Origin of the sequence: Bradyrhizobium sp. 4 (genome assembly GCF_023100905.1) — a bacterium.
In the GTDB taxonomy this organism is placed as follows: domain Bacteria; phylum Pseudomonadota; class Alphaproteobacteria; order Rhizobiales; family Xanthobacteraceae; genus Bradyrhizobium.
Window position 1 is genome coordinate 791,642 of the sequence record NZ_CP064686.1, and the last position, 12,510, is coordinate 804,151.

At 64.6% G+C, this 12,510-nt stretch carries 14 protein-coding genes; all 14 read left to right on the forward strand.

Annotated features, from left to right (window positions below; translation table 11 throughout):
* The first annotated feature begins 1 nt into the window (after position 1).
* The 14 genes from urtB (at position 2) to IVB45_RS03790 (ending at position 12,507) form a co-directional block, all read left to right on the forward strand.
* Complete coding sequence (gene urtB, locus IVB45_RS03725) at positions 2-1,609, forward strand: urea ABC transporter permease subunit UrtB (protein WP_247359499.1); 1,608 nt, start codon at positions 2-4, stop codon at positions 1,607-1,609.
* On the forward strand, positions 1,606-2,784 hold the full coding sequence (gene urtC, locus IVB45_RS03730) for an urea ABC transporter permease subunit UrtC (RefSeq protein WP_247359501.1): 1,179 nt from the start codon (positions 1,606-1,608) through the stop codon (positions 2,782-2,784). Before urtB ends, urtC begins: the two co-directional genes overlap by 4 nt.
* Complete coding sequence (gene urtD / locus IVB45_RS03735; protein ID WP_247359503.1) at positions 2,781-3,542, forward strand: urea ABC transporter ATP-binding protein UrtD; 762 nt, start codon at positions 2,781-2,783, stop codon at positions 3,540-3,542. The genes urtC and urtD overlap by 4 nt, the downstream gene beginning before the upstream one ends.
* Positions 3,543-3,545: 3 nt before the next feature.
* Positions 3,546-4,241 (forward strand): urea ABC transporter ATP-binding subunit UrtE, encoded by a 696-nt coding sequence (urtE, locus tag IVB45_RS03740; RefSeq protein WP_007599806.1) that lies wholly within the window; start codon positions 3,546-3,548, stop codon positions 4,239-4,241.
* Positions 4,242-4,272: 31 nt separating this feature from the next.
* The gene (locus IVB45_RS03745; protein ID WP_247359504.1) at positions 4,273-5,103 is read left to right on the forward strand and encodes an urease accessory protein UreD; all 831 of its coding nucleotides are present in this window, start codon (positions 4,273-4,275) and stop codon (positions 5,101-5,103) included.
* Between the two features lie 33 nt (positions 5,104-5,136).
* Positions 5,137-5,439 carry an urease subunit gamma gene (locus tag IVB45_RS03750; RefSeq protein WP_027570212.1) on the forward strand — a complete coding sequence of 101 codons (303 nt, stop codon included), beginning with the start codon at positions 5,137-5,139 and terminating at the stop codon, positions 5,437-5,439.
* A 9-nt stretch (positions 5,440-5,448) separates the two neighbouring features.
* Positions 5,449-5,754, forward strand: a complete 306-nt coding sequence (locus IVB45_RS03755) for an urease subunit beta (RefSeq protein ID WP_007599812.1) — start codon at positions 5,449-5,451, stop codon at positions 5,752-5,754.
* Positions 5,755-5,811: 57 nt separating this feature from the next.
* A complete protein-coding gene (locus tag IVB45_RS03760) occupies positions 5,812-6,351 on the forward strand; it encodes an HD domain-containing protein (protein ID WP_247359505.1) in 540 nt (179 codons plus the stop codon).
* Positions 6,352-6,388: 37 nt separating this feature from the next.
* On the forward strand, positions 6,389-8,104 hold the full coding sequence (ureC, locus tag IVB45_RS03765; protein WP_247359507.1) for an urease subunit alpha: 1,716 nt from the start codon (positions 6,389-6,391) through the stop codon (positions 8,102-8,104).
* Between the two features lie 140 nt (positions 8,105-8,244).
* The gene (locus IVB45_RS03770) at positions 8,245-8,544 is read left to right on the forward strand and encodes a putative quinol monooxygenase (protein WP_007599815.1); all 300 of its coding nucleotides are present in this window, start codon (positions 8,245-8,247) and stop codon (positions 8,542-8,544) included.
* 14 nt (positions 8,545-8,558) lie between these two features.
* Positions 8,559-9,167 (forward strand): urease accessory protein UreE, encoded by a 609-nt coding sequence (locus tag IVB45_RS03775; protein ID WP_247283691.1) that lies wholly within the window; start codon positions 8,559-8,561, stop codon positions 9,165-9,167.
* Complete coding sequence (locus IVB45_RS03780; RefSeq protein WP_247359595.1) at positions 9,148-9,876, forward strand: urease accessory protein UreF; 729 nt, start codon at positions 9,148-9,150, stop codon at positions 9,874-9,876. The genes IVB45_RS03775 and IVB45_RS03780 overlap by 20 nt, the downstream gene beginning before the upstream one ends.
* Before the next feature lie 49 nt (positions 9,877-9,925).
* Entirely contained in the window at positions 9,926-10,549 is a 624-nt protein-coding gene (gene ureG / locus IVB45_RS03785) for an urease accessory protein UreG (RefSeq protein WP_027570217.1), read from the forward strand.
* 299 nt (positions 10,550-10,848) lie between these two features.
* On the forward strand, positions 10,849-12,507 hold the full coding sequence (locus IVB45_RS03790) for an HWE histidine kinase domain-containing protein (protein ID WP_027570218.1): 1,659 nt from the start codon (positions 10,849-10,851) through the stop codon (positions 12,505-12,507).
* The last annotated feature ends 3 nt before the right edge of the window (positions 12,508-12,510 follow it).

A 12,510-nucleotide genomic window follows, 5' to 3' on the forward strand; every position in this document is an offset into this window, starting at 1 on the left:
AGTGCCAGCCAATTTGTCCGCCCGCCTCTGTTCGCTCCTGCTCTCGTTGTTCCTGATCGCGTTCGCACTGCCGGCCTTGGCTGGTCCGTTCGAAGATGCGGTCGCCAAATTCGCCAACGACGATTATTCCGACACGGAAGAGGCGATCGGCGTGGTCGCGAGCAGCGGCAATACGCTGGCCTTTCCGATCATCAGCGCGCTCCAGGACGGCCGGCTGATGGCCGATCCGGACAGCAAGAAGGTTTACGTTACCGGCGCCGACGGCAAGTCGATCGATGCTGCGACCGGTCAGGCCGTGGCCAGTGTGCCCGACAGTGCAAGCGCGGTCCGCCTCAACAACCGCCTGCGCCGCAGCGTCGATGCCGCGATCGGCAGTCTGACGCTGCAGTCACCCGACATCGGAGCGCGGCTCCAGGCGGCGCAATCCGTCTTCAAGTCGCATGAGGAGACGTCGCTCGAAGCCGTCGACGGCGCGCTCGCCAAGGAAACCAACCGATCCGTCAAGGCTGCGCTGGGCGACGCCCGCGCGGCGATCCTGTTGTTCAAGCCTGATGCCACCGAGGTCGAGAAGCTCGAAGCCGTTGCCACCATCAAGGCGCGCGGCGACCAGGAGGCGATGGCGCTTCTCACCGGCATGGGCGACCAGCCGGCCTCGGTGACCAAGGCTGCCGCGAGTGCAATAGGCTCGATCCAGAGTTCGCTCGCGGTCTGGTCGATGGTGCAGAATGCCTGGTACGGCCTCTCGCTCGGTTCGGTGCTGCTGCTTGCAGCGATCGGGCTTGCCATCACGTTCGGCGTGATGGGCGTCATCAACATGGCCCATGGCGAGATGGTGATGATCGGAGCCTACACCACCTTCGTGGTGCAGGAGGTGATCCGCACCCGCTATCCCGGCCTGTTCGACTATTCGCTGCTGATCGCGGTGCCGCTCGCCTTCCTGGTGGCGGGCGCGCTCGGCGTCGTGATCGAGCGCAGCATCATCCGCTTTCTCTATGGCCGTCCGCTGGAGACGCTGCTGGCGACGTGGGGCCTGTCGCTGGTGCTGCAGCAGGCCGTGCGCACCATGTTCGGCCCGACCAACCGCGAGGTCGGCAACCCCTCATGGATGAGCGGCGCATTCGAGCTCGGCCAGATCACGATTACCTATAACCGGCTCTGGATCCTTGTCTTCACGCTCGCGGTGTTCGTCATTCTGCTCGCGATGCTGCGCTACACGGCACTCGGGCTCGAGATGCGCGCGGTCACGCAGAACCGCCGCATGGCGGCTTCGATGGGCATCGCGACCTCGCGTGTCGATGCGTTGACCTTCGGCCTCGGCTCGGGCATTGCCGGCATCGCCGGCGTGGCGCTGTCTCAGATCGACAATGTCAGCCCCAATCTCGGCCAGAGCTACATCATCGACAGCTTCATGGTCGTGGTGTTCGGCGGCGTCGGCAATCTCTGGGGCACGCTGGTCGGCGCCTTCACGCTCGGCATCGCCAACAAATTCCTGGAGCCGGTCGCCGGCGCCGTGCTCGGCAAGATCGCCATCCTCGTTCTCATCATCCTGTTCATTCAAAAACGGCCGCGCGGTCTGTTCGCGCTCAAGGGCCGTGCGGTGGAAGTATGAGTCCTCACATGCTGACGCGATCGCTGGACCGCGGCGCGACGATCTTCCTTGCCGTCGTCGTGGCCTGCGGCATCCTCATCCCGCTCTCCAACCTGCTGCTGCCCGCGGGCTCGTTCCTGCAGGTGCCGACCTATCTGGTCGCGCTCTGGGGCAAATATGTCTGCTACGCCATCCTGGCGCTCTCGATCGACCTGATCTGGGGCTATTGCGGCATCCTTTCGCTCGGCCACGGCGCCTTCTTCGCGCTCGGCGGCTACGCGATGGGCATGTACCTGATGCGGCAGATCGGCAGCCGCGGCGTCTACGGCAACCCGATCCTGCCGGACTTCATGGTGTTCCTGAACTATTCGAAGCTGCCCTGGTACTGGTACGGCTTCGACATGTTCTGGTTTGCCGCGCTGATGGTGCTGATCGTACCGGGGCTGCTCGCCTTTTGCTTCGGCTGGCTCGCCTTCCGCTCCCGCGTCACGGGCGTGTATCTGTCGATCATCACGCAGGCGATGACCTATGCACTGCTGCTCGCCTTCTTCCGCAACGATTTCGGCTTCGGCGGCAACAACGGCATGACCGACTTCAAGGACATTTTGGGCTTCAACGTGCAGGCCGAGGGCACGCGTGCTGCGCTGTTCGCGCTGAGCTGCCTGGCGCTGATCGCCGGCTTCCTGATCTGCCGCGCCATCGTCTCATCCAAGCTCGGCAAGGTGCTGATCGCCGTGCGCGATGCGGAATCGCGCACGCGCTTCCTCGGCTACCGCGTCGAATCCTACAAGCTGTTCGTGTTCACGGTGTCGGCCTGCATGGCCGGCGTCGCCGGCGCGCTCTATGTGCCGCAGGTCGGCATCATCAACCCAAGCGAATTCGCGCCGGGCAATTCGATCGAGGCAGTGATCTGGGTCGCCGTCGGCGGCCGCGGTACGCTGGTCGGCGCTGCGCTTGGCGCCGTCGTCGTCAATTACGCAAAGACGTTCTTCACCTCCGGCATGCTCGCGCCTTACTGGCTGTTCATGCTGGGCGCCATGTTCATCCTGGTGACGCTGCTGCTGCCCAAGGGCATCGTCGGCACTTTCAACGCCTGGTGGGACTCGTCGAAGGAAAGGCGCGAGGCCGCGACCATTGCGAGCGCCGCGGCCGAAGACGGCGTCACCGAACCTAAAATGGCGGAGGAAGCGCAATGAACGTCATGGACACCCGCGCCACCTCCGCAATGCTTTATCTCGACGGCGTGCACGTCTCGTTCGACGGCTTCCACGCCATCAACAACCTCTCGCTGACGCTCGAGCCCGGCGAGATGCGTGCCATCATCGGCCCGAACGGCGCCGGCAAGACCACGATGATGGACATCATCACCGGCAAGACCAAGCCTGACGAAGGCACCGTGCTGTTCGACGGCGTCACCGATCTGACGCGGCTGGACGAAACCCGTATCGCCGAGCTCGGCATCGGCCGCAAATTCCAGAAGCCGACCGTGTTCGAGAGCCAGACCGTGCAGGACAATCTGTTGCTCGCGCTCAATGTCGACCACAGCGTCAAGGGTACGCTGTTCTGGCGCGGCAGCCGGGCGGAATCCGAGCAGATCGACAAGGTGCTGGAGACGATCCGCCTCACCGATGCCCGCGCCCGTCTCGCCGGCAGCCTCAGCCACGGCCAGAAGCAGTGGCTCGAGATCGGCATGCTGCTCGCACAGGATCCGAAACTGCTTCTCGTCGACGAACCCGTCGCCGGCATGACCGACGTCGAGACGCATCTCACCGCCGAGCTGCTCAAGCAAATCAACAAGACCCACACCGTGATGGTGGTCGAGCACGACATGACGTTCGTGCGCGAGCTGGGCGTGAAGGTCACCTGCCTGCATGAGGGGACCGTGCTCGCGGAAGGCACCATCGACCAGGTCTCGTCCAACGAGCGGGTCATCGAAGTCTATCTGGGGCGCTGAGCGATGCTTGAGGTCAAGGACATCAACCTGTTCTACGGCGCGGCGCAGGCGCTGCGCGGTGTCTCGATCGCGGCCGAGCCCGGCAAGGTCACTTGCGTGCTCGGGCGCAACGGCGTCGGCAAGACCTCGCTCCTGCGCGCCATGGTCGGGCAGTACCCGATTTCCTCGGGCGCGATCGTGCTCGACGGCAACGATATCACGGGCCTGAAGCCCTATGAGCGCGCGCGCAAGGGCATCGGCTTCGTGCCGCAGGGGCGCGAGATATTTCCGCTTCTGACGGTCGAGGAAAATCTCAAGACCGGCTTCGGCCCGCTCAGGCGCGAGGACAAGCACATTCCTGACGACGTGTACTCGCTGTTCCCGGTGCTGCAATCCATGCTCGGCCGGCGCGGCGGCGATCTCTCCGGCGGCCAGCAGCAACAGCTCGCGATCGGGCGCGCGCTGGTGATGCGGCCAAAGCTGCTGCTGCTCGACGAGCCGACCGAGGGCATCCAGCCCTCGATCATCAAGGACATCGGCCGAGCCATCTCGTATCTGCGCAATCTCGGCAACATCGCCATCGTGCTGGTCGAACAATATCTCGACTTTGCCTGCGAACTCGGCGACAGTTTTGCGGTGATGGATCGCGGCGCGGTGAAGTTCACCTGCGACCGCTCCAATCTCGACGCGAGCGAAATCAGCCGCCAGATGGCGCTGTAGGCCATTCTGCCGCGACCGGCTGGGGAGGCGGATGCGCAGCGACGTTTTAGCGACATCTTCGGTGTTCGACGCCAACCGTGCCCGCGGCGCGGTGCGCTTCGACGTCCACGCGCGCGACGGTGTGACACGTCGCGGGATATTGCATGAGTCCGGCTCGCTGCGCGTGCGCTTCCCTTCGCCGGAGGACGAGGGTCTCTCCGGTGTGTTCGTCAACACGGCCGGCGGCGTTGCGGGCGGCGATCGTTTCGACATCGAAATCGCGGCCGCAGATAGCTCGAAGCTGACGCTGACGACGGCAGCCGCGGAAAAGGTCTACCGCGCGCCAGCGCAGGCGGCGGAGCTCAATATAACGCTGAAGGTTGCCGCAGGCGCACATCTCGGCTGGCTGCCGCAGGAGACGATCCTGTTCGACCGGGCGCGCGTGCGGCGCCGCTTCGACATCGACCTCGATGCGACTGCCTCGCTTCTGCTGTGCGAGATCGTGGTGTTCGGCCGTACCGCCATGGGCGAACGAATGGAGCAAGGCGAGTTCGTCGACCACTGGCGGCTGCGTCGCGGCGGCAAGCTCATGTTCGCCGAGACCGTCAGGCTCGACGGCAATATCGGCGCAAAGCTTGCGCGATCGGCGGTGGCGAAGGGCGGCGCTGCGATCGGCACGGCGCTGCTCGTGCCCGGCGACGAGGCCCTGATCGAGCGTCTTCGCGAGGCCTCGGAATCCTTTGGCGGCGAGGTCGGGATATCCGCCTGGAATGGCTTTGCAATGGCGCGGTTCTGTGCCCAAGATGCGGCGCGGCTGCGCGCGGACATGATGGCCGTCCTGGCGCGCACCGGTGCGGCGTTGCCGCGGCTCTGGCTCAATTGATCGGCTGAAAGTGTTGAACGGAAGAGATTTCGCATGAACCTGTCTCCCCGCGAAAAGGACAAGCTTCTGATCTCGATGGCGGCGATCGTGGCCCGCCGCCGGCTGGATCGCGGCGTCAAGCTCAACCATCCGGAGGCGATCGCGCTCATCTCCGATTTCATCCTCGAGGGCGCGCGCGATGGCCGCACCGTCGCCGAGCTGATGCAGGCGGGCGCGCAGGTCCTCACCCGCGAACAGGTGATGCCGGGAATCCCTGAGATGATCCACGACATCCAGGTCGAGGCGACCTTTCCGGACGGCACCAAGCTCGTCACCGTGCACGAACCGATCAGGTAGGAGAGAAGCATGATTCCCGGCGAACTCTTCATCCAGGACGGCGAGATCGAGCTCAATGCCGGCCGCAAGACCGTGACGCTGACGGTCGCCAACACCGGCGACCGCCCGATCCAGGTCGGCTCGCACTATCATTTCTTCGAGACCAACCCGGCGCTGAAGTTCGATCGCAAGAAAGCCCGCGGCATGCGCCTCGACATCGCCGCCGGCACCGCCGTTCGCTTCGAGCCGGGCCAGACCCGCGACGTTCAGCTCGTCGCGGTGGCCGGTAAGAAGACCATCTACGGCTTCCGCGGCGACGTGATGGGGAAGCTGTGAAATCCACAGGAACGAGCGTGGCGCGCCACGGTTGAGGCGAAAACGGAGGACTTTGCCATGCTGTCACCTGTCCGCCTCATCTCCGAAGCCGCCGAACTCGCCGCGCGCCGCCACAACGGCATGGCGCGCAAGGGCCGCGGTCATGAGCCTTACATCAACCACCTCGCCGAGGTCGCGAACCTGCTTGCGACCGCGACCGACGGCACCGACGCCGAACTCGTTGCCGCCGGCTGGCTGCATGATGCGATCGAGGACACCGACACCACGCGCGAGGAGCTCGCGCAAAAATTCTCCGACCGTGTCGCGTCGCTTGTCGAGGAATGCACCGACGATATGAGCCTGCCGAAGCCGGAGCGGCGGCGGCGTCAGGTGCTCGACGCACCGAAAAAATCGGCTGGCGCCAGGCTGATCAAGATCGCCGACAAGATCAGCAATATCGGCGCGCGCGTGCATTCGGATCCGACGGCCGCGGAACGTGACGACCTCGTCGATTACACCGACTGGGCCGAGCAGGTTGTCGCCGGTTGCCGCGGCGGTAACTCCTGGCTGGATACGACATTCGACGACACGGTGCTCACAGCGAGGACCTCGCTGTGAGCACCGATCCAAAATTCAAACGCAAACGGGGCTTGTGATGTCCGTCAAAATAAAGCGTTCCGTCTATGCCGACATGTTCGGCCCGACCACCGGCGACAAGGTGCGGCTGGCCGACACCGATCTCATCATCGAGGTCGAGAAGGATTTCACCACCTACGGCGAGGAAGTGAAGTTCGGCGGCGGCAAGGTGATCCGCGACGGCATGGGCCAGTCGCAGGTCACCAACAAGCAGGGCGCGGCGGACACCGTCATCACCAATGCGCTGATCGTCGATCACTGGGGCATCGTGAAGGCCGACGTCGCGATCAAGGACGGCATGATCGCTGGCATCGGCAAGGCCGGCAATCCCGACATCCAGCCCGGTGTCACCATCATCATCGGCCCCGGCACCGACGTGATCGCAGGTGAAGGCAAGATCCTCACCGCCGGCGGCTTCGACAGCCACATCCATTTCATCTGTCCGCAGCAGATCGAGCACGCGCTGATGTCGGGCGTCACCTCGATGCTAGGGGGCGGCACCGGTCCGTCGCACGGCACGTTCGCCACCACCTGCACGCCGGGGCCGTGGCACATGGGCCGGATGATCCAGTCGTTCGACGCCTTCCCGGTCAATCTCGGCGTCTCCGGCAAGGGCAACGCCTCGCGGCCCGCGGCGCTGATCGAGATGATCAAGGCCGGCGCCTGTGCGCTGAAGCTGCACGAGGACTGGGGCACGACGCCGGCCGCGATCGACACCTGCCTGTCGGTCGCCGACGACTACGACATCCAGGTGATGATCCACACCGACACGCTGAACGAGTCCGGCTTCGTCGAGGATACCATCAAGGCGTTCAAAGGCCGCACCATCCACGCCTTCCACACCGAGGGCGCCGGCGGCGGTCACGCTCCTGATATCATCAAGGTCGCGGGGCTGAAGAACGTGCTCCCGTCGTCGACGAACCCGACGCGGCCCTTCACGCGCAACACCATCGACGAGCATCTGGACATGCTGATGGTGTGCCACCACCTCGACCCATCGATCGCGGAAGATCTGGCGTTTGCTGAAAGCCGCATCCGCAAGGAGACTATCGCGGCCGAGGACATCCTGCATGATCTCGGCGCGCTCTCCATGATCTCCTCGGACTCCCAGGCCATGGGCCGCCTCGGCGAGGTCATCATCCGGACCTGGCAGACCGCCGACAAGATGAAGAAGCAGCGCGGCTCGTTGCCGCAGGACAAGGGCAAGGACAACGACAATTTCCGGGTCAAGCGCTACATCGCCAAATACACGATCAATCCCGCGATCGCCCACGGCGTTTCGAAGCTGATCGGCTCGGTGGAGAAGGGCAAGCTCGCCGATCTCGTGCTGTGGTCGCCGGCCTTCTTCGGCGTCAAGCCGGATTGCGTCGTCAAGGGCGGCATGATCGTCGCGGCTCCCATGGGCGATCCCAACGCCTCGATCCCGACCCCGCAGCCGGTGCATTACCAGCCGATGTTCGGCGCCTTCGGCAAGGCGCGCACTGCGTCTTCTGTGGTGTTCACCTCGAAGGCCGCGATCACCGGTGGCCTCGCGCGCAAGCTCGGCATCGACAAGAAGCTCTATGCAGTCCAGAACACCCGCGGCAGGATCTCGAAGAAGAGCATGATTCACAACGACGCCACGCCCAATATCGAGGTCGATCCGGAGACCTATGAGGTCCGTGCCGACGGTGAGCTTTTGACCTGCGCCCCCGCCGAGGTGCTGCCGATGGCGCAGCGATATTTCATGTACTGAAATAGCGCCTCAACGCATGTCCCAGGAATATGTCTTGGTCGCATATCGGAGACAGGTTTTCCGGTTTTGCGTTCGATCCCGCCTGGTCTAAGGTCCCGCCCGGTATCTGAAGCCCAGAAGAAAAGCCGGGAGGATTTCTCGTGATCTATGTCGTCGCCACCTTGACCATCAAGCCTGAAACGCGCGCCGAATTCATTGCAGCCGCCACCGCCTGCATCAAGGAGACCCGGAAAGAGCCCGGCAATATCGCCTATGATCTGCATGAGAGCGTCACCGATCCCGCCAAGATGGTGTTCGTCGAGCAGTGGGAGAATGCCGAGGCGCTGGTGCCGCATCGCGCCATGGAGCACATGAAGACGTTCGGCCGCGTCGCGGTGAAGTGTTTTACGGCGCCGCCGAAGATCGAGGTGATCACGCCCGAGAAGGTCGAGACACGGTAACGGGGTAAAAGCGCATGATCCGGGCGACGCAGGTCAGGGGACAACACCGCTTCGCGGAAGCGCCGGCGGATACGGTCGTGCTCGATTTCGACGATCGACACCGCCGCCGCATGGCAATGACGGGGACGCGGGGGCTCGAGTTCCTGCTCGACCTGGAGAATGCCGTCGCGCTGCGCGGCGGCGATGCGCTGGTGTTGGAGGACGGCCGGCTGGTCGAGGTGGTCGCCGCGCCCGAGCCGCTGCTCGAGATCCGCGGCCACGATCCGCACCACCTTATTCGCGTCGGCTGGCATCTCGGCAATCGCCATCTGCCGACGCAGATCATGGCCAAGGGCCTGCGCATCCGCCGCGACCACGTCATCGAAGCCATGGTGAAGGGCCTCGGTGCCCGCGTGATCGAGATCGAGGCGCCGTTCGATCCCGAGGGCGGCGCCTATGCCGATGCCGGTCATGCGCATGGACACGACGACCATGCGCATCACGATCATGGCCACGATGATCATCATGGCCACCACCATGATCATGCCGCACATGGTGACGGTCACGATCACCATCACCACGACGAGCATTGCGATCACCCCGATCATCACCACGGCCACAAGCATGCTCATGACCACAAATGAGCCGGTCGCGGCCCGCGACCTCGCGGAGCGCGAGGCGGCGGCGCTGTACCGGTTGATGACCTGGCTGTCGCCCGCGTTTCCCGTCGGGGGCTTTTCCTACTCCAGCGGCATCGAATGGGCGGTCGAGGCCGGCGACATCACCGACACAGCGTCGCTGGCGGACTGGCTCGATGCGATGCTTCGCGACGGCTCGGGCTTCTGCGATGCGACGTTTCTGGTCCACGCCTATCGCGCCACTGAAGCGGGCGAGGGCGACACCTTGAGCGATATCGCCGAGCTCGCCGCGGCGTTCGTGTCCTCGCGCGAGCGGCAGCTGGAGACGACATCGCAGGGCCGTGCCTTCATCGATATCGCCCGCGCCGCGTGGGATGCCGACGGGCTGGATGCCATGGTTGCGGCATGCCGGACGCCACTGGTCTATCCCGTTGCCGTTGGCGTGGTCGCCGCGATGCACGGCGTGCCGCTGGCGCCGACGCTGCACGCCTTCCTGCATGCGCTGGTCTCGAACTGGATTTCCGCGGCCAGCCGGCTCATTCCGCTCGGCCAGACCGACAGCCAGCGCGTGCTGGTGAGGCTGGAAGCCGCGGTTGCCGCGACGGCAAATCGTGCGCTGAATGCGACGTTGGACGATGTCGGCGGCGCGACGTTTCGCGCCGACCTCGCCAGCCTGCGGCACGAGACACAATACACGCGGCTGTTCAGATCTTGATTGCGGCCAGTACACTCCGCAGCCGCCAGGACGACGTAGGAAAGAAGCAATGGCTACATCTCACGGCCCCTTGCGTGTCGGCATCGGCGGTCCGGTCGGATCGGGTAAGACCGCGCTGATGGACCTGCTCTGCAAGACCATGCGCGAGCGCTACGACATCGCCGCGATCACCAACGACATCTACACCAAATGGGATGCGGAATTCCTGGTGCGTTCGGGCTCGCTGACGCCGGATCGCATTGCCGGGGTCGAGACCGGCGGCTGCCCGCACACCGCGATCCGCGAGGACGCCTCGATGAATCTCGCCGCGGTAGCGGATATGCGCGCCAAGTTTCCCGGGCTCGATCTCGTGCTGATCGAATCGGGCGGTGATAACCTCGCTGCCACTTTTTCCCCGGAGCTCGCCGATCTCACCATTTACGTCATCGACGTGGCGGCCGGCGACAAGATCCCGTCAAAGGGCGGCCCCGGCATCACCCGGTCCGACCTCCTCGTGATCAACAAGATCGACCTGGCGCCCTATGTCGGCGCCTCCTTGGAAAAGATGGAGACGGACGCCAGGCGCATGCGCGGCGAGCGACCGTTCGTCATGACCAACCTGAAGAAGAGCCAGGGGCTGGACCGCATCATCGGCTTCATCGAGGCCAAAGGCGGCTTGAAACGGGCCAGCTGACCGGCGCGACCACCTGGCGCAGGCGTTTTCCCCTGATAACGGCACAGGCAGAGCCGTGTCCGCGGAACAAATTTCGGTCACGGCAATTGATTACCTCCGGTGCCCGGAGCAAATCCATCCCGGCCCGACCATCGGCCGGGCGGCTTTAAGCTTCTCAGGCGACCCAAGTTGCGTATCGATGCCTCCTCCTCCATTATCTCGGCCATTGGGGTTCACCCTGTTTCGGCACGTGCCCGTTCGAGCGGCGTCCATATGCTCCGTGTTTATTGCCGACCTCCTGCTTTCGCCTGAGTAGTCGCGTGGTCAGGCTGGGTTTCATCATCGGCTTCATTGCTCTTCTCGGAGCCCTGCTCTCCGGGCTTGCGGCTTATCGCGTCCACGACCAGGAGCTGGCGCTGGACCGGATCGCGCTTGCGCGCGCGATCGACGTCCATGCGAGCCTGGTCCAGGACCGGCTCACCGAGCGTGAACTGCTCGCGCGGGTTGCCTCCGGCCTGTTCCGGGCACCGTCGGTGCTCAAGCCAAACATGCTCGAGCCGCTGCGCTCGGCCATCTACGCCTTCAAGACCGATTTCGTGGTGGCGGGCTGGGTGGCCCGCCTGAAGCCGAACGAGCTTGCCGCAGCGCAGGCCGCCATCGCGAGCGCCGGCTTCCCCAATCCGCGAATCCGCACCTATGACGACAAGCCGATCGATCCGGCAGGTGTCACCCAGCCGATCGACGTGCTGCTGGATCTCGAGCCGCGCAGCAACGAGACCAAGGGGCTGCCTGGCCGCAGTTACGACCAGGACCAGGTGCGCAGCGCCATGCTGACGCGCGCCAGAGTGGAGAAGAGATCGGTTGCCTCAGAACCGGTTGCCCTCCTGCGCGGCGACGGGCCCATCGGCATCATTGTGGCCGCTCCCGTCATCCCCGAGGGCGCAACGGAGCCGGCGGGCTTCATCACATTTTCCTACGAGCTCTCTTCCCTGATGCTGACCAACGACGACATGTCGTTGTTCGCGGTCGCGTTGAAGGATCCGCGCCTGGAGGGTGGCGAGCTGGTCGCCAACGATCAAGGCGTCGTCTCCGGCCGAACGACGGCGGCCGATGGGCCCGCGCCGTCGGCGACGCGCACGGTGAGCTTCGGTGGCCGCGACTGGCAGCTCGGCTATTACGCCAAGACCAATTCGGCGCGCCGCGCCGAACAGACTGCGATCATCGTGGCGGCGATCGGCTTTGCGATCACCGCGATGGTGTGCGGCCTGTTCGGCTACGTCGCCTACAACAATTTGCGGCTCAGCCGGGAAATCCAGGTCAGAATCGGCTTCGAACGCCGGCTGACCGCTGTCATCGACGAGCTCAACCACCGGGTCAAAAACATCCTGGCGGTGATCCAGTCGATCGTGACCCGCACGCTGCGCCATGGCTCCGACATCGATGTCGCGCGCGAGCTCCTGATCGGCCGCATCCACGCCATGTCCAATGTCGTCTCGCTGCTCAGCGAGAGCCAGTGGCAGGGTGTCAAGCTGAAGGGCCTGTTCGAGGCGCGCGCGATCCCGCATGCCGACCGCATCGCCGTTACCGGTCCTGATATCGCAGTCAGCGCGCGCGCGGCGCAGAGCCTCTCGCTGCTGTTCTTCGAGCTCGCCTCACACTCCGACGAAGGCCTGTCACTGGTCGGCAAGCATCCGCACATCACGGCCAATTGGACGGTGACGAATGAGGGCGCCGGCGAGGTCTTCTATTTCCGCTGGGAGGAGTTCAACACCAGCGAAGCGACGCGCCGCCCCGACTCCGATTTCGGCCTGATCCTGCTCGACCGCGTCGCGCCCGAGGCGCTCGGCGGCACCGCCAAGCGCTATTTCACCGACGTCTCTTATGTCTACGAGCTGACCGCGCCGATGGAGACGGTCGAGGACATGACCGAGCGCGACCGCACCGACAAGCTGTCGGCACCGATCCGGCCCGCGCGGTGATTC

Excerpts from the sequence above, each read along its gene's own strand:
- IVB45_RS03745 (WP_247359504.1), top strand. The coding sequence starts at position 4,273 with ATGCGCAGCGACGTTTTAGCGACATCTTCGGTGTTCGACGCCAACCGT.
- IVB45_RS03755 (WP_007599812.1), top strand. The coding sequence starts at position 5,449 with ATGATTCCCGGCGAACTCTTCATCCAGGACGGCGAGATCGAGCTCAAT.
- IVB45_RS03775 (WP_247283691.1), top strand. The coding sequence starts at position 8,559 with ATGATCCGGGCGACGCAGGTCAGGGGACAACACCGCTTCGCGGAAGCG.
- ureG (WP_027570217.1), top strand. The coding sequence starts at position 9,926 with ATGGCTACATCTCACGGCCCCTTGCGTGTCGGCATCGGCGGTCCGGTC.
- urtD (WP_247359503.1), top strand. The coding sequence starts at position 2,781 with ATGAACGTCATGGACACCCGCGCCACCTCCGCAATGCTTTATCTCGAC.
- IVB45_RS03750 (WP_027570212.1), top strand. The coding sequence starts at position 5,137 with ATGAACCTGTCTCCCCGCGAAAAGGACAAGCTTCTGATCTCGATGGCG.
- IVB45_RS03760 (WP_247359505.1), top strand. The coding sequence starts at position 5,812 with ATGCTGTCACCTGTCCGCCTCATCTCCGAAGCCGCCGAACTCGCCGCG.
- urtE (WP_007599806.1), top strand. The coding sequence starts at position 3,546 with ATGCTTGAGGTCAAGGACATCAACCTGTTCTACGGCGCGGCGCAGGCG.
- IVB45_RS03780 (WP_247359595.1), top strand. The coding sequence starts at position 9,148 with ATGCTCATGACCACAAATGAGCCGGTCGCGGCCCGCGACCTCGCGGAG.
- urtC (WP_247359501.1), top strand. The coding sequence starts at position 1,606 with ATGAGTCCTCACATGCTGACGCGATCGCTGGACCGCGGCGCGACGATC.
- ureC (WP_247359507.1), top strand. The coding sequence starts at position 6,389 with ATGTCCGTCAAAATAAAGCGTTCCGTCTATGCCGACATGTTCGGCCCG.